Annotated in this window: 20 protein-coding genes and 1 pseudogene; 8 read left to right on the top strand and 13 right to left on the bottom strand. The window is 62.8% G+C overall.

The features are described from left to right. Window positions 1–6 precede the first annotated feature (6 nt). Window positions 7–1313: pseudogene (locus C5L10_RS11425) on the bottom strand (extracellular solute-binding protein). A 211-nt stretch (window positions 1314–1524) separates the two neighbouring features. On the opposite strand from C5L10_RS11425, the gene C5L10_RS11420 reads away from it, so the two are divergent. Beyond that, entirely contained in the window at window positions 1525–2679 is a 1155-nt protein-coding gene (locus C5L10_RS11420; protein WP_105429783.1) for an ROK family transcriptional regulator, read from the top strand. 14 nt (window positions 2680–2693) lie between these two features. On the opposite strand, the gene recQ is transcribed toward C5L10_RS11420, so the two are convergent. After that, window positions 2694–4553: a DNA helicase RecQ gene (gene recQ, locus C5L10_RS11415; RefSeq protein ID WP_105429782.1), complete on the bottom strand. Its 1860-nt coding sequence runs from the start codon at window positions 4551–4553 to the stop codon at window positions 2694–2696. A 211-nt stretch (window positions 4554–4764) separates the two neighbouring features. Here recQ and C5L10_RS11410 point away from each other — a divergent pair, with 211 nt between their 5' ends. Continuing rightward, complete coding sequence (locus tag C5L10_RS11410) at window positions 4765–5910, top strand: NAD(P)-binding domain-containing protein (protein ID WP_245447978.1); 1146 nt, start codon at window positions 4765–4767, stop codon at window positions 5908–5910. Window positions 5911–5916: 6 nt separating this feature from the next. Here the strand turns inward: C5L10_RS11410 and C5L10_RS11405 are convergent, their stop codons facing one another. The 8 genes from C5L10_RS11405 to C5L10_RS11370 all read right to left on the bottom strand — a co-directional run bounded on the left by C5L10_RS11405 (window position 5917) and on the right by C5L10_RS11370 (window position 14019). After that, complete coding sequence (locus tag C5L10_RS11405) at window positions 5917–6300, bottom strand: DUF983 domain-containing protein (protein ID WP_105429938.1); 384 nt, start codon at window positions 6298–6300, stop codon at window positions 5917–5919. Window positions 6301–6428: 128 nt separating this feature from the next. After that, window positions 6429–7832 (bottom strand): PLP-dependent aminotransferase family protein, encoded by a 1404-nt coding sequence (locus tag C5L10_RS11400; RefSeq protein WP_105429781.1) that lies wholly within the window; start codon window positions 7830–7832, stop codon window positions 6429–6431. Between the two features lie 147 nt (window positions 7833–7979). Further along, window positions 7980–8381 (bottom strand): monovalent cation/H(+) antiporter subunit G, encoded by a 402-nt coding sequence (gene mnhG / locus C5L10_RS11395; RefSeq protein ID WP_205837042.1) that lies wholly within the window; start codon window positions 8379–8381, stop codon window positions 7980–7982. Beyond that, the gene (locus C5L10_RS11390; RefSeq protein WP_105429780.1) at window positions 8378–8659 is read right to left on the bottom strand and encodes a K+/H+ antiporter subunit F; all 282 of its coding nucleotides are present in this window, start codon (window positions 8657–8659) and stop codon (window positions 8378–8380) included. The genes mnhG and C5L10_RS11390 overlap by 4 nt, the downstream gene beginning before the upstream one ends. Continuing rightward, the gene (locus C5L10_RS11385; protein WP_105429779.1) at window positions 8656–9132 is read right to left on the bottom strand and encodes a Na+/H+ antiporter subunit E; all 477 of its coding nucleotides are present in this window, start codon (window positions 9130–9132) and stop codon (window positions 8656–8658) included. The genes C5L10_RS11390 and C5L10_RS11385 overlap by 4 nt, the downstream gene beginning before the upstream one ends. Next, entirely contained in the window at window positions 9132–10763 is a 1632-nt protein-coding gene (locus C5L10_RS11380; protein WP_105429778.1) for a monovalent cation/H+ antiporter subunit D, read from the bottom strand. The genes C5L10_RS11385 and C5L10_RS11380 overlap by 1 nt, the downstream gene beginning before the upstream one ends. Then, complete coding sequence (locus C5L10_RS11375) at window positions 10760–11098, bottom strand: Na+/H+ antiporter subunit C (RefSeq protein ID WP_105429777.1); 339 nt, start codon at window positions 11096–11098, stop codon at window positions 10760–10762. The genes C5L10_RS11380 and C5L10_RS11375 overlap by 4 nt, the downstream gene beginning before the upstream one ends. Beyond that, the gene (locus C5L10_RS11370) at window positions 11098–14019 is read right to left on the bottom strand and encodes a monovalent cation/H+ antiporter subunit A (protein WP_105429936.1); all 2922 of its coding nucleotides are present in this window, start codon (window positions 14017–14019) and stop codon (window positions 11098–11100) included. Before C5L10_RS11370 ends, C5L10_RS11375 begins: the two co-directional genes overlap by 1 nt. Window positions 14020–14110: 91 nt before the next feature. Between C5L10_RS11370 and C5L10_RS11365 the strand changes: the two genes are divergently transcribed. Next, the gene (locus tag C5L10_RS11365; protein ID WP_105429776.1) at window positions 14111–14422 is read left to right on the top strand and encodes a helix-turn-helix domain-containing protein; all 312 of its coding nucleotides are present in this window, start codon (window positions 14111–14113) and stop codon (window positions 14420–14422) included. Between the two features lie 62 nt (window positions 14423–14484). On the opposite strand, the gene C5L10_RS11360 is transcribed toward C5L10_RS11365, so the two are convergent. After that, window positions 14485–16380, bottom strand: coding sequence for a bifunctional sugar phosphate isomerase/epimerase/4-hydroxyphenylpyruvate dioxygenase family protein (locus tag C5L10_RS11360; RefSeq protein ID WP_105429775.1), 1896 nt, complete (start codon window positions 16378–16380; stop codon window positions 14485–14487). Window positions 16381–16590: 210 nt separating this feature from the next. Next, complete coding sequence (locus C5L10_RS11355) at window positions 16591–17232, bottom strand: alpha/beta fold hydrolase (RefSeq protein WP_105429774.1); 642 nt, start codon at window positions 17230–17232, stop codon at window positions 16591–16593. 164 nt (window positions 17233–17396) lie between these two features. Here C5L10_RS11355 and C5L10_RS11350 point away from each other — a divergent pair, with 164 nt between their 5' ends. The 3 genes from C5L10_RS11350 (at window position 17397) to C5L10_RS11340 (ending at window position 18969) form a co-directional block, all read left to right on the top strand. Beyond that, on the top strand, window positions 17397–18098 hold the full coding sequence (locus C5L10_RS11350; protein WP_105429773.1) for a DUF899 family protein: 702 nt from the start codon (window positions 17397–17399) through the stop codon (window positions 18096–18098). An 85-nt stretch (window positions 18099–18183) separates the two neighbouring features. Next, a complete protein-coding gene (locus tag C5L10_RS11345; protein ID WP_046667998.1) occupies window positions 18184–18573 on the top strand; it encodes a DUF1236 domain-containing protein in 390 nt (129 codons plus the stop codon). 153 nt (window positions 18574–18726) lie between these two features. Continuing rightward, complete coding sequence (locus C5L10_RS11340; RefSeq protein ID WP_007772754.1) at window positions 18727–18969, top strand: DUF982 domain-containing protein; 243 nt, start codon at window positions 18727–18729, stop codon at window positions 18967–18969. A gap of 32 nt (window positions 18970–19001) precedes the next feature. On the opposite strand, the gene C5L10_RS11335 is transcribed toward C5L10_RS11340, so the two are convergent. Continuing rightward, window positions 19002–19643 (bottom strand): ChrR family anti-sigma-E factor, encoded by a 642-nt coding sequence (locus C5L10_RS11335; RefSeq protein ID WP_105429772.1) that lies wholly within the window; start codon window positions 19641–19643, stop codon window positions 19002–19004. Between the two features lie 342 nt (window positions 19644–19985). Between C5L10_RS11335 and C5L10_RS11330 the strand changes: the two genes are divergently transcribed. Both C5L10_RS11330 and C5L10_RS11325 read left to right on the top strand, forming a co-directional pair. Then, window positions 19986–21023 carry a cysteine synthase A gene (locus C5L10_RS11330; protein ID WP_105429935.1) on the top strand — a complete coding sequence of 346 codons (1038 nt, stop codon included), beginning with the start codon at window positions 19986–19988 and terminating at the stop codon, window positions 21021–21023. A 25-nt stretch (window positions 21024–21048) separates the two neighbouring features. Next, on the top strand, window positions 21049–21786 hold the full coding sequence (locus tag C5L10_RS11325) for an alanyl-tRNA editing protein (protein ID WP_105429771.1): 738 nt from the start codon (window positions 21049–21051) through the stop codon (window positions 21784–21786). The last annotated feature ends 15 nt before the right edge of the window (window positions 21787–21801 follow it).

Below are 21801 nucleotides of genomic sequence, written 5' to 3'. Positions count from 1 at the left end.
CTTGGATCAAGGCAGCTTGACGCCCTTGTAGGTCTGCTCAAAGCGGCGCAGCAGCTCGTCGCCGCGCTTCTTGGCGTTGTCGAGCGAGACCTGCATGGTCTGCTGGCCGCCGTAAGCCTTCTGGGTCTCTTCCATGAAGATTTCGCGGAACTGCACGTAAAAGCCGAGGCGAATACCGCGGCTGTCGGCGGTCGGCGGCTGGTTCATCGACTCGATGCCGATGGCGGCGGTTGCGTATTTCGCAGCCTTCGCGTCGCCGCTCTTGTTGATCGCCTCGAGCACGTCGTTGGTGACCGGAACATAACCGGTCGCGGCGGTGAACGACATCTGCTGTTCCGGCTTGCGCAGGAAGTCGAGGAAGGCCTTGGCGCCGTCGACCTGCGCCTGGTCATGGCCCTTCATGACGTAAATCGAAGCACCGCCGACCAGCGTGTTGTGGCGCTCGTAACCCTTGTACATCGGCGCCATGTTGACGGTGAGCTGGTACTTGCCGTCGAAGGCCTTGGTGGAGGCGGCGTAGGAGCCGGAGGAGCCTTCCATCATCGCGCATTCGCCGGCGTTGAAGGCGGCGGTGTAATTGCCGGCCTTGGTATCGGCGTTGAGCTTAACCAGGCCCTCCTTGCGCCAGTCCACCAGGTTCTGGAGGTGCTTGGCGGCGAAGGTGGTGTTGAAGACGTATTCGGCGTCGAGGCCGTCATAACCATTGTGCCTGGACGCGATCGGCAGGCCGTGGCGGGCGGAGAACTGCTCCAGCACGCGCCAGGTATCGCCATCGGTGACGAACGGGCATGCATGGCCGGCGGCCTTCAGCTTGCGGGCGGCGTCGATCACTCCTCCCAGGTGATCGGGGTCTGTGTGATGCCGGCCTTCTCGAGTTCGGTCCTGTTCGTATAGAACAGCAGCGTCGAGGCATTGTAGGGCTGCGCGAACAGCTTGCCGCCGGACGTTTCGTAATAGGCGCGGGCGCCGGCGATGTAATTGTCCCATTTGACGTCGGGCAGGATTTCCTGGATCGGCACGACCGCGTTCGACAGCATCAGGTCGAGCGTGCCGGCGTCGAAGAACTGGATCAGCACCGGATGGTTCTTGGCGCGAAAGGCGGCGATCGCCTTCTGCATCGACACTTCGTAGCTGCCCTGGCCGACGCAGGTGACCTTGTGCTGGGTCTGTGCGGCATTGAAAGCATCACACTGGGTCTTGATCGCGGTTTCGACAGGGCCCGTATTGCCGTACCAGAACTCGATATTGGCGGCCTGCGCGGAACACGCGCCCGCCATCAGGGCGGCAGCCGCCGCCAAAATGGAAATCTTCATCATTGCCCTCGCCTGTTTTGGGGATCGGCCGAGTGGGATCGGCATCGGAACGACGGAATTACTACACTTTATGTGTAACAATTGGATGACGGAGCTACACCCTTGTCGCGAGAGGAATTTCCATCTAAGCAAAGGGAAACGCGAGGTAGACGGCGGTGTGCAACCGCAATTATTACACCTCCATGGTAATTGTGGCGACGGAGGTGGATCAGTGGCCTATTTTCCCGAAGCTCTGATCCCGCCCCAGTTCCTGCGCACGGGTGAAAACGGCGTCGTTTCGCCGAACGAGCGCAGCCTGCTCAAACTCATCTGGCGTTATCCCGGCCTTTCACGATCCGAAGTCACCGATCATACCGACCTCACCCAGCAATCGGTCTATCGGATCATCGACCAGTTGGCGGAACGCGGCGTCGTCTTGCTCGGCTCTCCAAAACCTGGCGTCGGCCGCGGGCAACCGAGCCCGACGATCCGCCTCAACGCCCGCTACGCCTATTCCTGCGGCATCTCGGTCAATACCGACGTTATCGGCATCTGCCTGATGGACCTTGCCGGCAATATCCTCTCCGAAAGCAGCGTGACGCTGCGCGAACACACGATGGCGCAGTCTCTCGATCTGGTCAGGACACGGCTCGTGGAGGCACAGAAACTCAACGACCTGTCCCCGGAGGCTCTTTTCGGCATCGGCTTTGCGATAGCGGGCTATCATGTCGGAGGAACCCGCTACAACGCGCCCCTGCCGCTGCATGAATGGTCGCTGATCGAACTCGGTCCGCTGCTGGCGGAGTTTTTCGGCAAGCCGGTTTGGGTGCACAACGGCGCCAATACCGGTGCCATCGCCGAGTCGATGTTCGGTGCCGGCCGCTACGTCAAGCATTTCGCTTATCTCAGCTTCAACTACGGTTTCGGCGGCGGGCTGGTCAGCGATGGTGAATTGCTGCTGGGCGGCAATGGCAATGCCGGCGAGTTTTCAGGCATCTACAACCAAGAGGAAAACCAGCGGCGACCAGCGCTACAGCTGCTCATCGAGCGGCTTGTTCGCAATGGCGTCGATGTGCCCTCCATCACTTACATGCGCCGGAATTTTGATCCGCAATGGCCCGGTGTCGCCGAATGGGTGAATGAAATCACGCCGGCCTACAACCGCCTTGTCAATGCCATCTCGGCGATCTTCGATCCCCAGGCGATCGTCTTTGGCGGGCAGGTGCCGCCGGACCTGGCGCAGATGATGATCGACCGGACGGAGATTTTCGGACGCCCTCGTTATGGCGTACCGCGCCCCAGTCCAAAGCTGATCATTTCGGAAATCGCCAGCGACGCATCAGCGATGGGAGCTGCGGTCACGCCTTTCCACTCGACGTTCTACTGATACGCGGTTGGGGCCTATCTCTCGTGCGCCCGGATCACCGCCAGGAAGGTGTCGCCATACCGCTCAAGCTTCGATTGTCCGACGCCGGAAATGCCGAGCAGCGCGTCGCGGCTCGTCGGACGGGCGGTCGCAAAGGCGACCAGCGTCGTATCCGGAAAAACGACATAGGGCGGCACCGAAAGCTCCTTGGCGATCGCGAGCCGCGCGACCCGTAGCGCCTCGAAGAGTTCGGCATCGGACCCTTCCAGCGCGGATCTTGCATTTGCCGCGCTCGGCGATGCGCTTCGCGATGCCTTGCCCGTCGTCGGGCGGTCCTTGCGGAAGCGGACCTCGCGTTCGCGCTTGAAGACGGCGCGCGCGCCCTCTTCAAGCTTCAGCGCGCCGAACGCCTCATGATCGACACTGACGAAGCCCGCCGCGAGGAGCTGGCGATAGACCGATTGCCAGGTCTTCGACGGAATATCCTTGCCGGCCCCGAAAACCGGCATGTCCGCATGGCCGAAGCGCGTGGTCTTCTCGTTCCGGTTCCCGAGCAGCACGTCGATCAGGTGGCCTGTGCCGAAACGTTCGCCAGTCCGGTAGATCGCCGCCAGCGCTTTGATGGCGGCGTCGGTTCCATCCCAGGTTTCGACCGGCTTGAGGCAGGTGTCGCAGTTGCCGCACTCACCACCATGCACCTCGCCGAAATGAGCGAGGATCGCCTGCCGGCGGCAGCCCGGCGTTTCGCAGATGCCGAGCAGCGCATTGAGCTTGGCGCGCTCGACGCGCTTGATATCGTCGCCCGACGTGCCGCCGTCGATCATCCGGCCCCTCTGGATGACATCGGCCATGCCATAGGCCATCCAGACATCGGACGGTAGCCCGTCACGACCGGCGCGGCCGGTCTCCTGATAATAGGCCTCGACCGAACCGGGCAGATCGAGATGGGCGACATAACGCACGTTCGGCTTGTCGATGCCCATGCCGAAGGCGACGGTGGCGACCAGGCAGAGGTCCTCTTCCTTCAGGAACGCGTCCTGATTGGCATCGCGCATGCTGCGATCCATGCCGGCGTGGTAGGCGAGCGCGCGAATTCCCTGCCCGTTCAGCCACTCTGCCGTATCCTCGACCTTGGCGCGCGACAGGCAATAGACGATGCCGCTCGAGCCCTTGTAGCGGGAGAGAAAACGCAGCAGCTGCTGGCGCGGCTGGTCCCGCTCGACAATCTCATACGCGATGTTCGGTCGATCGAAGGAGGTGGTGAACACTTCGGCCGAGCGGAGCGCGAGCTTGTCGATGATATCTTCGCGGGTGTGGGGATCGGCGGTCGCCGTCAGCGCCATGCGCGGCACGCCCGGATAATATTCCGCGAGATGGCCGAGCTCGCGATATTCCGGGCGGAAATCATGGCCCCATTGCGAGACGCAGTGCGCTTCGTCGATCGCGAACAATGCAATCTTCGCATTGCCGATCATTTCCTTGAAGGCCGGCGTGACGATGCGCTCGGGGGTCACGTAGAGGAGATCGAGATCACCGTTGGCGATCCCCCGGCGGACGTCGACGAATTCTTCGCGCGTCAGCGAGGAATTGAGGGCGGCGGCGCGCACGCCGAGCTGCTTCAGCGCCTCCACCTGGTCGCGCATCAGCGCGATCAGCGGCGAAACCACGATGCCGACGCCGTCGCGGCAGAGGGCGGGGATCTGGAAGCAGAGCGATTTGCCCGCACCGGTCGGAAACAGCACCACGGCATCGCCGCCCGATACGACCTGTTCGACGACAGCCGCTTGTTTGCCCCGGAACGATGAATAGCCGTAAACGCGCTTCAGCACGTCGAGCGGGTTTCTCGTGCCTTGTCTGTCAAACAGGGGATCGATGCGGTCTGGGGTCGGTGGCATGGAATCGCTTTCGTCGGAAGGACCGCACTATGGCACAGGTCCGGCGGCCAGAGCGAGCACCTGCGGCGCTCGACCATGGGTGTCCCTATATGAGTTGAGGCCCGGCAATTCTCCCGGCGCCCCCGCGGCCCGTTTTGCTTGAAGCATCTTTCACGGGCGTATAAGCCTCGTCTACCCGCCCCTCGCCCCGTCAATGGCATGGATATTCCGCATGGCTGCAGACACCGAACCGGATCACCTCGCTGACAAAGGACCCGAGCACGCCCGGGTGACAGTCAAGGTCGATATCGTCGTGATCGGAGCCGGCCAGGCTGGCCTGTCCTCGGCCTATCACCTGGGCAAGCTCGGCCTTGCGCCGGACAGGGATTTCGTGGTCTTCGACCAGTCTCCGGAGCCTGGCGGTGCCTGGCAGTTTCGCTGGCCTTCTTTGACGCTGGCCACCGCCAACCGCGTGCATGACCTCCCCGGAATGCGGTTCGAGGAGGTGGTCGATACGTCAGCCAATCTGGTTAAGGCGTCGGTCGCCGTGCCGCAATATTTTGCGGCCTACGAAGCCGCATTCGATCTGCGCGTCCATCGTCCCGTCAAGGTAACGGTCGCCTGCCCCAGGGGCGATCGGTTGAGGGTCGAAACCGACCGCGGTGCCTTTTCGGCACGAGGCTTGATCAATGCCACCGGCACATGGGAATCGCCCTACATTCCCGACTATCCCGGAGCTGACCGTTTCCATGGGCGGCAACTCCATACGCGGGATTATCGCGCTGCCGAGGAATTTGCCGGCCAGCATGTCGTCGTAGTCGGCGGCGGGATTTCGGCGATCCAGTTGCTCGACGAGATCTCCCGCGTCACCTCGACCACTTGGGTGACGCGAAGCGAGCCGCAATTCCGCGACGAGCCCTTCACCCCGGAGGTCGGACGTGCCGCCGTAGCGCTCGTGGAAGATCGTGTCCGCCAAGGCCTTCCGCCGGGTTCCGTGGTTTCGGTGACCGGCTTGCCTGTTACGCCGGCGATCCAGGCGGCGCGCGAACGGGGCGCACTGAAAAGGCTGCCGATGTTTTCCGAAATCACCGACCACGGGATACGCTGGGCTGACGGCTCCGAACAGCGGACCGACGTGATCCTCTGGTGTACGGGTTTTCGCAGCTCGCTCGATCACCTCGCCCCGCTGCAACTGCGCGAGCCGAGCGGCGGTATCCTGATGACCGGTCGGCTGGCGACGCAGGTCGCCAAGGAATCGCGCATCCACCTGGTCGGCTACGGCCCATCCGCTTCGACGATCGGGGCGAACCGGGCGGGTGGCGCGGCCGCGAGAGAATTGAAAGCTTTCCTCGACGCTCCAGTCAATCTCGGCAAATGATGCCAGCTAGCTGGCGCGTCTCACCAGCTTTCCTTCTTCCGCCTTGTAGAAATACTGGCTCGCCACCAGCCAACCCTTCAGCGGTCGAAGCGGCGGGATGCAGGTGAGAAGCATGAAGGGCAACGTCACCAGCAGGTGCACCCACCAGGCCGGCTGATACTGCACTTCCAGCCAGACGCCGAGAAGCACGCTCGGCACGCAGGCAAAACACATCACGAAGAAGGCCGGGCCGTCGGCGGGATCGGCGAAGGAATAATCCAGTCCGCAGGCTTCGCACTTCCGGCTGAGCGTCAGGAAGCCGTTGAACAGATGCCCCTGACCACAACGCGGGCAGCGCCCGCGGATACCGGTCTGCATGGGAGGGAGAGGAGGCCATTCGTGATCCATGATCATCGTCCTTGGGAGCAAAGCGATCAAATCGTCTATTGATTGCAGTCATTATATAGATTGATGCATTCAATGAGTCGATTAGCCAGAATGCCGCAGGCATTCCGGCCACGGATCGCAGAGAGGAGAGATCAGAAGAAGGAGCCGGCCATTTCGGGCGAGCTTTGCAGCGCATGTCCCATGAATTCCAGGGCGGCCTCGAGCGCAGGCCGCTGGATGGGGCCGCCGAGGCATACGCGCACCGCTTCCGGAGCCGGGCCGTCGACGCAGAAGGCGTCGCTCGCCACAACGCCGATGCCGGCGGAACGCATGTGGCTGCCGAACGTCGAGCGGGTCCAGCCCTGTGCCAACGGCAGCCAGATGTTGAAGCTGAGCGGGTCGCCGCGATAGCTGCCCTCCGGCAGTATGTTTGCGACCAGCGCCTGGCGGGCCATCGCTTCGGCCCTGACGAAGTGCAGGATGTTGTCGGCCGTGCCATCCTCGATCCAACGGGTGGCGAGCGCTGCCGACAGCGGCGACGCCATGACGTTGTTGGCGCGCATGGCGCTGACGAAGGGCCACGCGGCCCTGGTATCCGGGGCGACGACATAGGCGAGCCTGAGGCCGGCGCCGAGAGATTTGGAAAGCCCGCCGACATGCCAGGTCAGGTCCGGAGCTATCGCCGCCAGCGGTGCCGGGGCGCGCAGGGGAATGAAGCCGTAGGCATCGTCCTCGACGATCGGCACGCTATATTTTCGCGCCACGGCGCAGATCTCCTCGCGACGCCGTTCCGGAACGGTCAGCGTCATTGGGTTCTGCAGGATCGGATTGAGATAGAGTGCCTTCGGCTTCTTCTTCTCGCAGGCCTCGGCAAAGGCTGCCGGCAGAATGCCCTCCTCATCCATCGGCAGGCCGACAAGGGTCAACCGCAGTTGCGCGGCGATCGAGCGCATACCGGGATAGGTGATGTTCTCCGACAGCACCGTCTCGCCCGGCTTTGCCAGCATGCCGAAGATCGCCAGCAGCGCCGGATGCGCGCCGGGGGTGAGGAAGATACGCTCCTGCGACGGAACCAGGCCGCGCCTGCCGAGCCAAACCGCCGCCGCCTCCTTGTCGACGCCGGCACCGCCGAAACTCTGATAACGCAGCAAAGGCACCAGGTTGGTGGCGACGGTGGTCAACCCGCCTTGCATCCGGGCAATCAGTTCCGGATCGTCCGGCTCCGGCGGCATGTTCATGGAAAAATCAACGATCGAGGCCCGGCGCGGATCCGGCGCGGCGTCGGAGACGAAACCACGGCGCTCCTTGTCGGCACCGCCGGTCACGAAAGTGCCGCGCCCCACATGCGAACTGACCAGACCACGCTTCTGGGCTTCCAGATAGCCGCGCGCCACGGTGGTGAAGTCGACGTTGAGCACCTTGGCCAGCTCGCGCTGCGGCGGCAACCGATCACCGATCACGAGGTTGCCGCTCCGCAAATCCATCTCGATGACATCGGCGATGGCCATGTAGCGCGGGGAGCGGCTGCGGGTGAGGTCAGGCTTCCAAGTCTTCATCCGTGACGTCCGATAGTTAGTCCTGGATTGACTGTGTATTGTTGCTCAGTGAGTCTGTCATTAGAAAAAAAGCGGACATCGCACTGCTGCCCGCAGACAGGAGATGTCGACGATTGCCGCCCACCTTCGTCGACCAGTTGGAGCGCCCTACCCCCTCCGGGGATCGCTCTCGCCAAAAGCCTCGCCGGCGGGCTGGCTCCTGCTCGGCTTGTCCGGAACATTGCCATTGCCTTCCGCACGGTCGCGGTGGAGAGCGGCGCGAGCCAGAAGCATGAAGGTGATCGGCGTCGTCACCGTGACGAAGATGCCGATCAGGAGTTCGTGGAAGACCGGGCGCCCCGAGGATACCGTGAAGAAGATCATCGAGGCCAGCATGACGCCGCCGATCCCCCAGCTGGTGCCGAGCGTCGGTGCGTGGATGCGCTCGTAGAAGGTCGGCAGGCGCAGGAAGCCGATCGCACCGATCAGCGCCAGGCCGGAGCCGATCAGCAGGAAAAACGCGACTGCAATCGCTGCCCAGACGGGCATGTCGGCGGCAGACTGCATCATTCGATCACCTCCCCGCGCATCAGGAATTTCGCGAGCGCCACAGTCGCCACGAAGCCCAGCATGCCCATGACCAACGCCGCCTCGAAATAGATTACCCTGCCGGTGCCGATGCCGAAGGTCACCAGGAGCAGCATCGCGTTGATGTAGAGGGTGTCGAGGCCGATGATGCGGTCCTGCGCCCTCGGGCCCCGGAACATGCGCAGCGAGGCGATCGCCATCGCCGCCGCCAGCATCAGCTGGGCGAGCGAGACCGCACTGAAGAGAATGATGGCGCTCATGCGAATATCTCCATCAGCAGCTTCTCATACCTGTTCTTGATCGTGTCCCGCCACTCCGCCTCGTTGTCGATATCGAGCACATGCAGCAGCACTGTCCGGTCGTTGGAATCGTATTCCAGCCAGGCGGAGCCCGGCGTGCTGGTCAGCACCACGGCGAGTACCGCAATCGCTGTGTGGTTCTCGATGTCCAGCGGGACGGTCAGGAAGCCCGGATTGTGGCTGCGCCGGCCGCTCCTGAGAATAATCCGCGTCACCGCGATATTCGATTTGACGATATCGTAGAGCACGATCCCGAACAGCTTCGGCAGCAGGTACCATTTGACGAGCCTCGGCTTGTCCGGGCGCAGCGAGGCCATCGCCCAGGAGGCGAAGACGGCGACCAGGACGCCAAGCACGAGATGGCCGGGCGTGAAGCCGTTGAGCAGCAGCCACATCAGGATCAGCGACAAGGTGAGCAGCGGATAGGGCAGCATCATTTGCTCCCTGCGTTGGTCGAGGAGACACCGTCATAATCGGCAACGGGCGCTGCGTTGCGCACTGCGTCGATATAGATCCTCGGGTCGCTGAGGCTGCGGATCGTGGTGTCCATGTACTGCATCGCCGGTCCGGCCTGGACAGTCAGAGCCAGCGTCAGGAAAAGCAGGAACATCACCGGCACGATCTCGATGACGAGGACGCGCGGCACGGTTCCCTCGAGCGAACTCCAGAAGGTGCGGATGCCGGCGCGGGTCATCGAAATCAGTGCTGCGATGCCGGAGAGGATGACGAGGAAGACCAGAACCCAGACGGCCGCCGTCGGCGGCACGCCGATTGCCCCCGTCCCCATCATCGCCGACAGCATCGCGAACTTGGCGATAAAGCCGGAAAGCGGCGGCAGGCCGGAGAGCAGGATACCGCAGGCGGCAAAGCAGATGCCGAGGATTGCCATCGTGCCCGGCATGGTGACGCCGTCGCCCTCCTCCGGCTCGTCGTCGTCCGCGTCGCCATAGGCCTCCATGGTGACAGCAAGCACGATCGCACCGGCATCCTGGCCGCGTTCCACCAGTTCGATCAGCATGAAGAAGGCGCTGATCGTCAGCGTCGAGCTGACGAGGTAGAGCAGCGCGCCGGACGAGATCGCCCCGTCATTGATACCGAGCACCATCAGCAGCGTGCCCGACGAGACCAGAACCGAGAAACCGGCAAGCCTTCCCAGCGCCTGCGACGCCAGCACGCCGACCGTGCCGAAGATCAGGGTCGCGATGCCGCCGTAGAGAAGCACGTCCGCACCGAAACCGGCGGAAGGTCCTTCGCCGAAGAGCAGCATGGTCAGCCGCAGGATGATGTAGATGCCGAGCTTGCTCATGATCGCGAATATGCCGGCGACCGGGGCCGAGGCGGCGCTATAGGCGGTCGGCAGCCAGAAGCAGAGCGGCCACATGCCCGCCTTGATGAGGAAGGCGATGCCGAGCACACCCGCTCCCGCTTCCATCAGCATCCGCCGGTCCGGCTCGATATCGGGAATGCGGGCTGCAAGATCGGCCATGTTGAGCGTGCCGGCGGTGCCGTAGATCAGGCTCACGCCGATCAGGAACAGAAGTGCGGCGGCGAGGTTGACGGCGATATAATGCATGCCCGCCTTGACGCGCAGCGGGCCGGAACCGTGCAGCAGCAATCCATAGGACGCCGCCAGCATCACCTCAAAGAAGACGAAGAGGTTGAACAGGTCGCCGGTCAGGAAGGCACCGTTCAGCCCCACCAGCAGAAGCTGGAACATGGTGTGGAAGTGCGCGCCGACCGCATGCCAGCGGGCCAGCGAGAAGACCAGCGCCGCGACCGAGAGCAGCGCCGTCAGCAGCAGCATCAGCGCCGACAGCGCATCGAGAACCAGCACGATGCCGAACGGCGCCGCCCAGTTTCCAAGAAGGTAGACGCCGTCAAAATCGTTCGGGCCGCTTTCGATCCGCAGAAGCGAGAGCGAGACCGCAACCAGGATCAGCGTCGAGGCGAGGCTGATCATCGCCTTTACGACGCGCCGGCGCTCGTCGAAGAACAGCAGGAGTGCGGCGGCGACCAGCGGCACAAGGATCGGCGCGATGATGAGGTGGTGGGTCCAGCCGCTCATCTCGGATCGTTCCTACCGTCGACATGGTCGGTGCCTGTCAGACCCCGGGAGGCCAGCAGTACGACGAGGAACAGCGCGGTCGTCGCAAACCCGATGACGATGGCCGTCAGCACCAGCGCCTGCGGCACCGGATCGGCGAGCGTCGAATTGGGAACGCCGTCGACGAGGATCGGCGGAACGTTGGTCTTCACGCCGCCGACGCCGAAGATGAACAGGTTGACGGCATAGGAGAGAAGCGAGAGGCCGACGATGACCTGATAGGTGCGCGGGCGCAGGATCAGCCAGACGCCGCAGCCCGCCATCACGCCGATTGCGGTGGCAAGAACGAGTTCCATCAGCCCTCCTCCGACCTGGCCGCATCGATCGCCCGCAGGCGGTTGATGCGGATCGACTGGTGCGCCAGCGCCACGAGAATGAGGACCGTCGAACCGACCACAAGCGAGAACACGCCGAGATCGAAGAGCAGCGCCGTGGCGGCCGGCATCTTGCCGATCAGCGGCAGCTCGACATACTGGAAATGCGAGGTCAGGAACGGGTAACCGAAGAACCAGGCGCCGATGCCCGTCGCCGAGGCGGTGAGTATGCCCGCCCCCATCCAGCGCAGCGGCAGAATGCGCAGCCGATCTTCCGCCCAGCGCGTGCCGCCGGCCAGATATTGCAGCAGGAATGCGATCGACAGCGTCAGCCCCGCCGAGAAACCGCCGCCCGGCATATCGTGGCCGCGCATGAAGATATAGACGGCGAAGGTGATGATCACCGGGAACAGCCAGGTCATGATGACCGAGGGGACGAGCAGATAGTCACGCACCGTATCGCCGGCCGAGCGCTCCGGACGATCCTCATCGAAACTGTTCTGGATCCGCTGCTGCTCCGGCAAGTCCATGCTGTCGTCGGCAGGCCGGAAACGGCGAAGCAGCGCGAACACCGTCAGCGCCACGACGCCGAGCACGGCGATCTCGCCGAGCGTATCGAAGCCGCGGAAATCCACCAGGATGACGTTGACGACATTGCGCCCGCCGCCCTGCGAATAGGCGTTTTCGAGGAAGTAGTTGGCGATCGCATCCGGCACGGGCATGGTCATGACGGCATAGGCGATGAAGGTCATGCCGATGCCGCAGACGACGGCGAGCGCCAGGTCCCGGAAGCGGCGGAAACGGGCGCGCAGCGTGATGGACTCGGCCAGTCCTTCCGTCCGCTTCGGCAGCCAGCGCAGGCCGAGAAGGATGAGGACGGTGGTGACGATCTCGACGAGGAGCTGGGTGATCGCCAGATCCGGCGCCGAGAGCCAGACGAAGGTGATGCAGACGATCAGCCCGACGCCGCCGAGCATGACGAGGGCTGCAAGGCGATGGTATTTGGCGAGATATGCGGTGCCGAAGGCGAGGCAGATGCCAAGCAGCCAGATCGCGGCGAAGGCTGGGTCGATGCCGGAAAAGGTGATGTCGCGGGTTTCGAAACCGGAGAGATAGAGCGGCAGGAGCCCGGCGAGGAAACCGGTCGCCACCACCCAGCGGAGCTGGGGCTGCAGATTGCGGGTGCCGAAGCGCCGTTCGAGCGTGCGGGCCCAGCGCCAGGACACCTCCACGAGGACCCGCTCGAAGATGCGCTGGCCCCTGAGGTTGCGCAGGATCGGCGGGCCGTCCTCGCAGGTCGCGAGATATTTGCGGAGCGAGAGATAGAGCAGCGTGCCGCCGATCAGCGCAATCGCGCTCATGATCAGCGGCAGGTTGACGCCGTGCCAGATGGAAAGGCTGTATTCCGGGGTCTCCGGACCCAGCACGCTGACGACGGCAGTATGCAGGAAAGGTCCGATCGAAATCGCCGGAATGATCCCGACGATCAGGCAGGCGACGACGAGAAGGTCGATGGGAAAGCGCATCCAGCGCGGTGGCTCATGAGGCTTCGGTTTCGGCAGATCCGTCGGCGGCGGTCCGAAGAACACCGTGTGGATGAAGCGCAGCGAATAGGCGACGCTGAAGGCACTGGCGAGCGTCGCCACATAGGGCAGGATGCGGTCGAGAATGGAATCCGCATGGGTTTCGACCGCTTCCGCAAAGAACATTTCCTTCGACAGGAAGCCGTTCAGCAGAGGAACGCCAGCCATCGCGGCACTCGCCACCATGGCAAGCGTGCCGGTGATCGGCAGATAGCGGAAAAGCCCGCTCAATCGTCGCATGTCGCGCGTGCCGGTCTCGTGGTCGATGATGCCGGCGGCCATGAACAGCGACGCCTTGAAGGTCGCGTGGTTGACCATGTGGAAGATCGCCGCGACGGTCGCGAGCGGACTGCCGAGGCTCAGGAGCGTGGTGATGAGGCCGAGATGGCTGATCGTCGAATAGGCGAGCAGGCCCTTCAGGTCCTGCTGGAACATCGCGAAATAGGCGCCGAGCACCAGCGTGATGATGCCGGCCAGACCGACCAGGTAGAACCATTCATAGGTACCGGAGAGCACCGGCCAGAAGCGCACCAGCAGGAAGACGCCCGCTTTCACCATGGTCGCCGAATGCAGGAAGGCCGAGACCGGGGTCGGCGCCGACATGGCGTGGGGCAGCCAGAAATGGAAGGGGAACTGGGCGCTCTTGGTCAATGCGCCGAGCAGGATGAAGACCAGGGCCGGCACATAGAGGGAATGGCCGCGGATGACATCGCCGGCGACCAATATCTTGTCGAGGTCGTAGCTGCCGACGATGTTGCCGAGTAGCAGCAGCCCGATCAGCAGGCAGAAACCGCCGATCCCGGTGATCGTCAGCGCCATGCGGGCGCCGTCCCGGGCCGCGGCATTGTTGTGCCAGTAGCTGATCAGCAGGAAGGAGAAGATGCTGGTCAGTTCCCAGAACACCGACAGCAGAATGACATTGCCTGAGATGACGATGCCGAGCATCGCGCCCATGAAGGCGAGAAGGAAGGAGAAGAAGCGCGGGACCGGATCGTCTTCCGACATGTAGTAGCGGGCGTAGACGACCACGAGAAAGCCGATGCCGGCAATCAGCATGGAAAAGAGCCAGGCGAAACCGTCCATCCGAAGAGTGAAGTTGAGGCCGAGTTGCGGCAGCCAAGTGCCCTCGAAGCGCAGCACGCCGCCATTGGTGACGCTCGGATAGAAGGACGCGACGATCAACAGGGAGAGGAGCGCGGTGGCGCCGGCCACCCAGGACGGCAGGACGCGCGAACGGGTTCGCAGCAGAGATACGGAGACCAGGCTTCCGAGAAAAGGCAGGACCAGCAGGAAAAGAAGAAGATATGGTCCTGACGTTATCCCAATGCTCCGGCCTTTCCATGTGCTGCGCTTCGCCCAGCGCCTGATGCGAAGATGCCTGCGAATGCTCCATCTAGCAATCGAATCCAAATTGCCATATATGGGAGATGTTGACCAATATGGGCAGTTTGGTGAGATGGGTCAAGCCGCAAAGAACGCAATTTTGACGCCGGCTTTGTGTCGCGCCGCCCGTGGGTTTCTGGATTGGACGCAGACCGATCTCGCCGACCGGTCGGGCGTGTCGCGCAGCACCATCCGTGATTACGAGGGTAGCCGGCACGACCTGCACCGCGCGACGGAGGCGCAGCTGCGCCTCGCCTTCGAAGAGGGCGGCGTCGCCTTCGTCCACATGGAAGGCGGCCATTTCGGCGTCTGCCCGAGAGCCGTCCAGACACGGCAATAGGTCGAGCGGAACGCGGCCCAACCCGGCATCACCAGCTGGTGACAGAACTGTCCCGCACCGTTTTAAATCCTCGGCATGCCTTCAGGGCGAAGCGCCCTCTTCAGCGCCGCGATCCGGAAGATGGCATTTGGGGCGCCGTAGCCGCGATAACCGCGCCGTTCGACGATCTCGAAGAAGAAACCCTCGCCATAGGTCATGCTGTAGAGCTGGAGATATTCGCCGTGCTCGTCGCGGTCGTAGAGGATGTTCTCTTCCTTCAGCCGCTCCGAAAGCTCCGCATCGAGGCCGAAGCGGGCTTCGACGTCGCCATAGTAGTTGGGCGAGATGGCAAGCGGCTTGAAACCGTTCTTGCGCAGCGCCGCGGCCGTCGCAAAGATGTCGTCGGTCTGGAAGGCGAGATGCTGGACGCCGGATCCGAATTTTTCGGCGATGAAATGACCCGCCAGCGTGCGGCGGTTCTCGGCGCCGTTCAAGGTGATCCGCAGCGTGCCGGAGGCGTTTTCGACCACCTGGCTGCGTATTACGCCGGCCGGATCGATAATGTCGACCATCGGCGTCTTCTGCGTCTCGAAGATCGAGGTGTAGAAGAGCAGCCAGGTCAGCATTTCCTCGTAGGCGACGGTCTGGGCGATATGATCGACATGCCTGAGATGCGCCGGCGCCACCTCGGCTTCGCCCTCTTCGTTGACGGGCTGGAAATCGATCTCGGAAAAGCGGCCGAGATTGCTCTTGTCGTCGATCAGGTAGACAAGCCCGCCGCCGACGCCGCGGATCGCCGGTATATCCACCTCACCCTCCGCCACCTGCTGCCGGAACGGTTCAGCCCCGAGCGCCACCGCCCTTTCGAACGCCTGCCCGGCATCCTCGACGACGAGGGCCATCGCATAGGCCGAGGTGCCGTGGACGGCAAACGAGGCGTTGGCAAACCCCTTTTCATCGGTATTGACAAGGAGACGGATATCGCCCTGGCTGTAGAGGCTGACCTTCTTCGACTTGTGCACGGCCGTCTTGCGGAAACCCAGCGTTCGAAGGATCGCGGCAAGATCGGCCGCATCCTTTTCGTCGGAGGAGAATTCCACGAAACCGACACCCTTGACCGCCGCGCGGTCCGGCATGTCGCGAACCGTCAGGCCCGACGCGTTCGGGTTGCGCCGCACCTGGTCGCCGAGATAGATCAGCGAGCGGTAGCCGTCATCGGCAATCGCCCGGCTCGAGCCGCCGCGGAACTGGTCGTTGAAGATTTCCAGCGAGAAATAACCGTCGTAGCCGGTCTCGGCGATCGCGGTGGTAAAGGCCGTCACCGGCAGATCGCCCTCGCCCGGCATGTTGCGGAAATGTCGTGACCAGTAGAGCAGGTCCATGTCGATCAGCGGCGCATCGGCAAGCTGGACGATGAAGATCTTGTCCTTGGGGATGGAGCGGATCGAATTGATGTCGATCTTGCGCGACAGGGTGTGAAAGCTGTCGAGGATCAGCCCGATATTCGGGTGATCGGCACGCCGCACGATTTCCCAGGCATCGCGGTGGTCGTTGATATGCCGGCCCCAGGCGAGCGCCTCATAGCCCACCCTCAACCCGCGCCTGGCGGCCCGTTCGCCGAGTTCGTGGAAATCGGCCGCCGCCCGGTCAATGCCGCCGAGGGAGACCGGCGAGACGTTGGAGCAGACGAGGACAAGGTCGGTGCCGAGTTCCTGCATGACGTCGAACTTGCGTTCGGCACGATCGAAGGTGCGGCTCCGATGCGAGGGGGGCATGCCCTCGAAGTCACGGAACGGCTGGAACAGCGTGATCTCCAGGCCATGATCGCGGACCATTTTCCCGACATCCGAGGGGCTGCCGTCGAAGGCGAGGAAATCGTTCTCGAAGATCTCCACTCCATCGAAACCGGCCTTGGCAATCGCTTCCAGCTTCTCGGGCAGCTCTCCGCTGATCGAAACCGTGGCTATCGACGTTTTCATGCGCTCCCTCCCATTTCCTCGGAACGTGACCGAAGAGGCTCCTCAGATGCACCGGCGAGCGACCTCCCGCTTCGAGCCGGCATCAGCGACACTATTTTGTACTAAATAGTTCGTAACATCAAATAGGAAGTTTGTGGCCTGGCGATGACCAGCTCCGGCGACAGCATTCGAACGCCCCCTGGCCTGCGGATGTCGGGGCTTGGGGCCTGTTCAGGGCTCCAACCGTGCAGTCCAGGCCAGCACGGTTTCCGCCATCGTCGCGAGATGGTCGGCGGCTGAAAATCCGGAGATCGTCTTGCGCGGCTTCAGGTCGTGGTCGCCATCCTCCAGCCAGAGAATTTCGATGGCTCTGGAGAGTTCGTAGCCGGGTACTTCCTCGCGGGTGCCAAATTCGTCGCGGGTTCCCTGGCAGATCAGCGCCGGGGTTCTGAGCCCCTTGAGATGTTGGGTGCGGAGCTGCTCCGGTTTTCCCGGAGGATGGAACGGATAACCAAGGCACAACAGGCCGGCGATCATGCCCTCCGTGTAAAGCTCGTCGGCGATCATGCTCGCCACCCGGCCGCCCATCGACTTGCCGCCGATGATCAGGGGTCCCTTCGCGTCGAGTTCGGCGATCGCCGCCTTGTATTCGGGATTAAGCGTCTCGGCCCGCGGCGGCGGTTTGCGATCGCCGGAGGTACGGCGCGCCGCCATGTAGCCGAACTCGAAACGCACGACGCGAAAACCCTTGGCCGACAGGGCTTTCGCCGCAGCCGTCATCGATGCCGAATCCATCGGCGCGCCTGCGCCGTGCGCAAGCAGGATCGTGAGACATGCGTCTTCCGGTCCCTCGATCAGAAATCGCCCTGACATCTTGCTCCCCCAGTTCCGGTTCACTTTTCCCACGCGGCTGTCGGAATAGACCGCCGGCGCACGTCCTTTGTGTGGGCGAGCCCGTGTTCGCCCACAATTTGGCGACTATATCAGTGGGGGCAAGATCAAGTCTCCTGCCCGACCATTACAGACGGAGGAATGTCATGGATATGCAGAGCCTCACACCAGCAGTCGAACTTGCGAGAAAGAACGGCGTGCACTTCCCGAACGAAAGCGCCGCATATAGGGAGGCGCGGGATGCACTTCTTGCCGAGGAAATCGAGCTCCGCCGCCATATCGAGCGCGTGGCCGAGCAGCGACGCCACCTGCCGCCGGGCGGGCATGTGCCGAAGAACTACACGTTCGAGGGCATGAACGGCACGATCTCGTTCGAGGAGCTGTTCGCGGACAAGGAAACGCTGGTCATCTACAGCTATATGTTCGGCCCGGAGCGGGAGCGGCCGTGTCCGATGTGCACCTCGCTGCTCTCTTCCTGGGATGGAGAAGTTCCCGACATCCGGCAGCGCGTCGCGTTCGCGGTCGTCGCACGCTCGCCGCTGCAGCGCCTCACCGATTTCAAACGCGAGCGCGGCTGGCATCATCTGCCGCTCTATTCGGATACGAGCGGCGAGTTCAGCCGGGATTACCATGCGCTCGGCAAGGACGGCAGCGATGACGCGGCCTTCAACGTATTCACCCGCCGGGATGGAACCATACGGCATTTCTGGAGCGGTGAGATGGGCGGAGCCACCGCCGACCCCGGCCAGGACCCGCGCGGCGCACCCGATCTGATGCCGATCTGGACGATTCTCGACTCTACCCCGGAAGGCCGGGCGCCGCACTGGTATCCCAAGCTGTCCTACTAGGACTTAAGTCCGGCGCGCCCATCGCGGCGGAACGAAAGATGATGCCGCCACGTTCTCCGGCCACTTCAACCGAAAGGAAGTGACCATGAAAAAGCTCATCATTCTCTCCACCGCGATCGGCCTCCTCGCGACCGGCGCCATGGCCCAGCAGAGCACGGTCAACGGTGCCGTGGGCGGTGCGGTTACCGGTGCAATCGTCGGTGGTCCGGTCGGCGCTGCCGTGGGCGGCGTGGTCGGCGCGGTGGCCGGCACGGCGATCGATCCGCCGCCGGAACGCGTCGTCACCTATGTGCGCCAGCAACCTGTCCAGCAGTCCGTGGTGGTTCGGGAGCGCGTCGTCGTGGGCCAGCCTATCCCGCAGCAGGTCATGCTGACGCCTATCCCGGAATCGCCGACCTACGCTTATGCGGTCGTCAACCAGCAGCGCGTCATCGTCGATCCGCGCACCCACACTGTGGTTCAGGTCGTCGAATAATTGCCTCCGTATTGCTGACCGAAAGCCGTCGTATCGAAAGGTACGGCGGCTTGTTTTTTGGCTATCGCCTGCCGATGATTTTTTTGGAATCCGACGGAACCAATTGCTCGCTTCGTCGTTTTTCAAGGTTGGTATCCAGGGAGGAAACAAAAGATGCCGCAGGCAAGTTGGCAAAAACCGGTGCGCGTCGCCTTCGGGCAACTCGGTACTGAGGTCATCAACGGACCGTTCGAGGCGCTCGCGCTCCTGACGGATCGGTGGCCGGATATGCGCGGACCACACTTTGTCAAGGCGCGCAGCGTCTGCCGGGCAGCGCTCGATGGGCGCAGGTCGCCGGAGGAAGCGCGCCAGCAATTCGAAGAAGCGGTCAGCGAAGCGCAACTGCACCTGAACTGAACGAATGGCTGGCGGTCGCCGGCCTTGATGGTTCAGAGACCGATGAGATCGCCGAAAAGCCGGAGGGTGGAGCCGGAAAGGGCGATCGGCGCGAACAGCACGGAAAAACAGAGACACGGCCCGCGCTTGCCCGCGATCGGCCGGTGGTTCAGCATTTCGTCCGCGATCGAGACATCACCCTTGCCGAAATTGCCGCGATGGTCGTGAAATTCGCCGTCGAGCACCAGGGTCAGTTCAAGCCCCTGATGGCCGTGCTGGGGCAGCGCCCTCCCCGACCGGACCCATAAAAGGCTCGCCTCGACATCCTTCGACCTTTCGATGACGTGATGGCGCAGTCCCGGGAGTTTCGTTTTCCATCTGATATCGGCAAGGTCCGTGCCCGCATAGGCACGCAGCGGCGCGGGAAATTCCGATTTTTCGAAAATCCTGGCAGGAGGCTCCGCTGGCGCGGCAGAGGCGAAGATCTCAGCCAACCGTCGCTCGCGGGCCGACAATGCCATTGGCGGGGTCATATGAAGGATCTCGCCCGCAAAGCCCTCCATCAGACCGGCCAGTTTCGCGGCCGACGCCTGCATTTCCAGATGCGAACCGACGAGAACGTGAGCCGGCTCCGGAAGTGAGCCGGACACGTAATGCGCGATCAGGAGATCCAGCCGTTCAAGGTTCCGCAGCATGTCCAAAATGCCAGTTTTATGCAAAAATCCGGTCAAAGCGGGGTCAATTCGTCGCCTAAAGCGGTTTCGTCTCTGCTTTAACTGTACGTCTATACGCATGGAGAGAAATTTGGATTACTACTTCCAATATAATAGGGCCGATTTTTTTAAGGGCTTATCGATACATTAGAGGACGGCACTTCGAACCCTCCTTCACCCGCCCCCTCGCAACCGCAGATCCGTCCTCGGAAAGACGGATTTTACGGGGGCAAACCCTTTCCGGAAACAGAATTTCTTGCCTCCGGGTCCTTGTCCGCCGAAAAGACCCTGTTTACATGTGCGATGAACAAGAAGGCACCCCCGATGACCTCCCATTCCTCCGTCCTCGACGTGATCGGCAACACGCCCCTCATCCGGCTGAACGGCGCTTCCGAAGCGACCGGCTGCGACATCCTCGGCAAGGCGGAGTTCCTGAACCCCGGCCAATCGGTCAAGGATCGGGCAGCGCTCTACATCATCCGCGACGCTGAAAAGAAGGGGCTCCTGCGCCCCGGCGGCGTCATCGTCGAAGGCACGGCCGGCAATACCGGCATCGGCCTGACCGTGGTCGCCAAGGCGCTCGGCTATCGCACCGTCATCGTCATCCCGGAAACCCAGAGCCAGGAAAAGAAGGACGCGCTGAAACTGCTCGGTGCCGAACTGGTCGAGGTTCCCGCCGTCCCTTACAAGAACCCGAACAACTACGTGAAAATCTCAGGCCGCCTTGCCGAGGAGCTTGCAAGGACCGAACCCGCCGGCGCGATCTGGGCCAACCAGTTCGACAACGTCGCCAACCGCGAAGCCCATGTCCAGACCACGGCGCCCGAGATCTTCGAGCAGACCGGCGGCAAGGTCGACGGCTTCATCTGTGCGGTCGGCTCAGGCGGTACGCTTGCCGGCGTCGCCCTCGGCCTCAAGGCCCGCAACCCGGACATCAAGATCGGCATTGCCGATCCGGAAGGTGCCGCCCTTTATGAATTCTACGCCCATGGCGAGTTCAAGTCGGAAGGCAATTCGATCACCGAGGGCATCGGCCAGGGCCGCATCACCGCCAATCTCGAAGGTTTCAAGCCGGACTTCGCTTACCAGATCCCGGATGCGGAAGCGCTGCCCTATATCTTCGACCTAGTCGAGCACGAAGGCCTCTGCCTCGGCGGCTCGACCGGCATCAACATCGCCGGCGCCGTTCGCCTCGCCAGGGATCTTGGCCCCGGCCACACGATTGTGACGGTGCTTTGCGACTACGGCAACCGCTATCAGTCCAAGCTTTTCAACCCTGATTTCCTGAAATCCAAGGGCTTGCCGGTACCGGCATGGCTGACGCAGAAGCGGCAGATCGACATTCCCTTCCAGACGGTCTGATACCCTTCAAAGAACCGAGTGATCCATGCCCGTTGAAGCTCTCTACCGCGACGACTTCTATCTATCGACAGCAGAAGCGGTGGTGACGGCCATCCACGAGGACGGCGGCATCGAGCTGGATCGCACCTGTTTTTATGCCGCGTCCGGCGGTCAGCCCGGCGATACAGGCTTTCTCGAACGCGCCGACGGCACGAAAATCCAGCTTGGGCAGACCAGACACGGCGCCACCAAGGATATCGTCCTCCACGTGCCCCTGGAAGGTGAAGCCCAGCCGCTGGTTGGCGAAAATCTGGTCATGCATATCGACTGGCAGCGCCGCTACAAGCTGATGCGCATGCACACCGCCTGCCATCTTCTCTCCGTCGTCTGCCAGTATCCGATCACCGGGGCCGCCGTCGGCGAAGAGGAGTCGCGCGTCGATTTCGACATGACCGACACGATCGACAGGCAGGAGGTAACCGCCAAGCTGATGGAGCTCGTCGGCCAGAACCACCCCGTCTACGTGCAGTGGATCACCGACGAGGAGCTTGCCGCCAATCCGGGCATCGTCAAGTCGAAGAACGTGCGCCCGCCGATGGGTCTCGGGCGGGTCAGCCTCGTCTGCATAGGCGAAAATTCCAGCGTTGACAGCCAGCCCTGCGGTGGAACACATGTCTCCGAAACGCAGGAGGTCGGGGCGATTCATATCGCCAAGATCGAGAAGAAGGGCAAGGAAAACCGCCGGTTCCGCATCCGGTTCGGCGAGCCCGGCGCAGAGGCCTGATATATCGGCCCAAAG

The sequence above is a fragment of the Neorhizobium sp. T6_25 genome, from assembly GCF_002968555.1.
Classification (GTDB): domain Bacteria; phylum Pseudomonadota; class Alphaproteobacteria; order Rhizobiales; family Rhizobiaceae; genus Neorhizobium.
The sequence above is the reverse complement of the archived record's forward strand: the minus strand, read 5'-3'. Positions and strand labels throughout refer to the sequence as shown.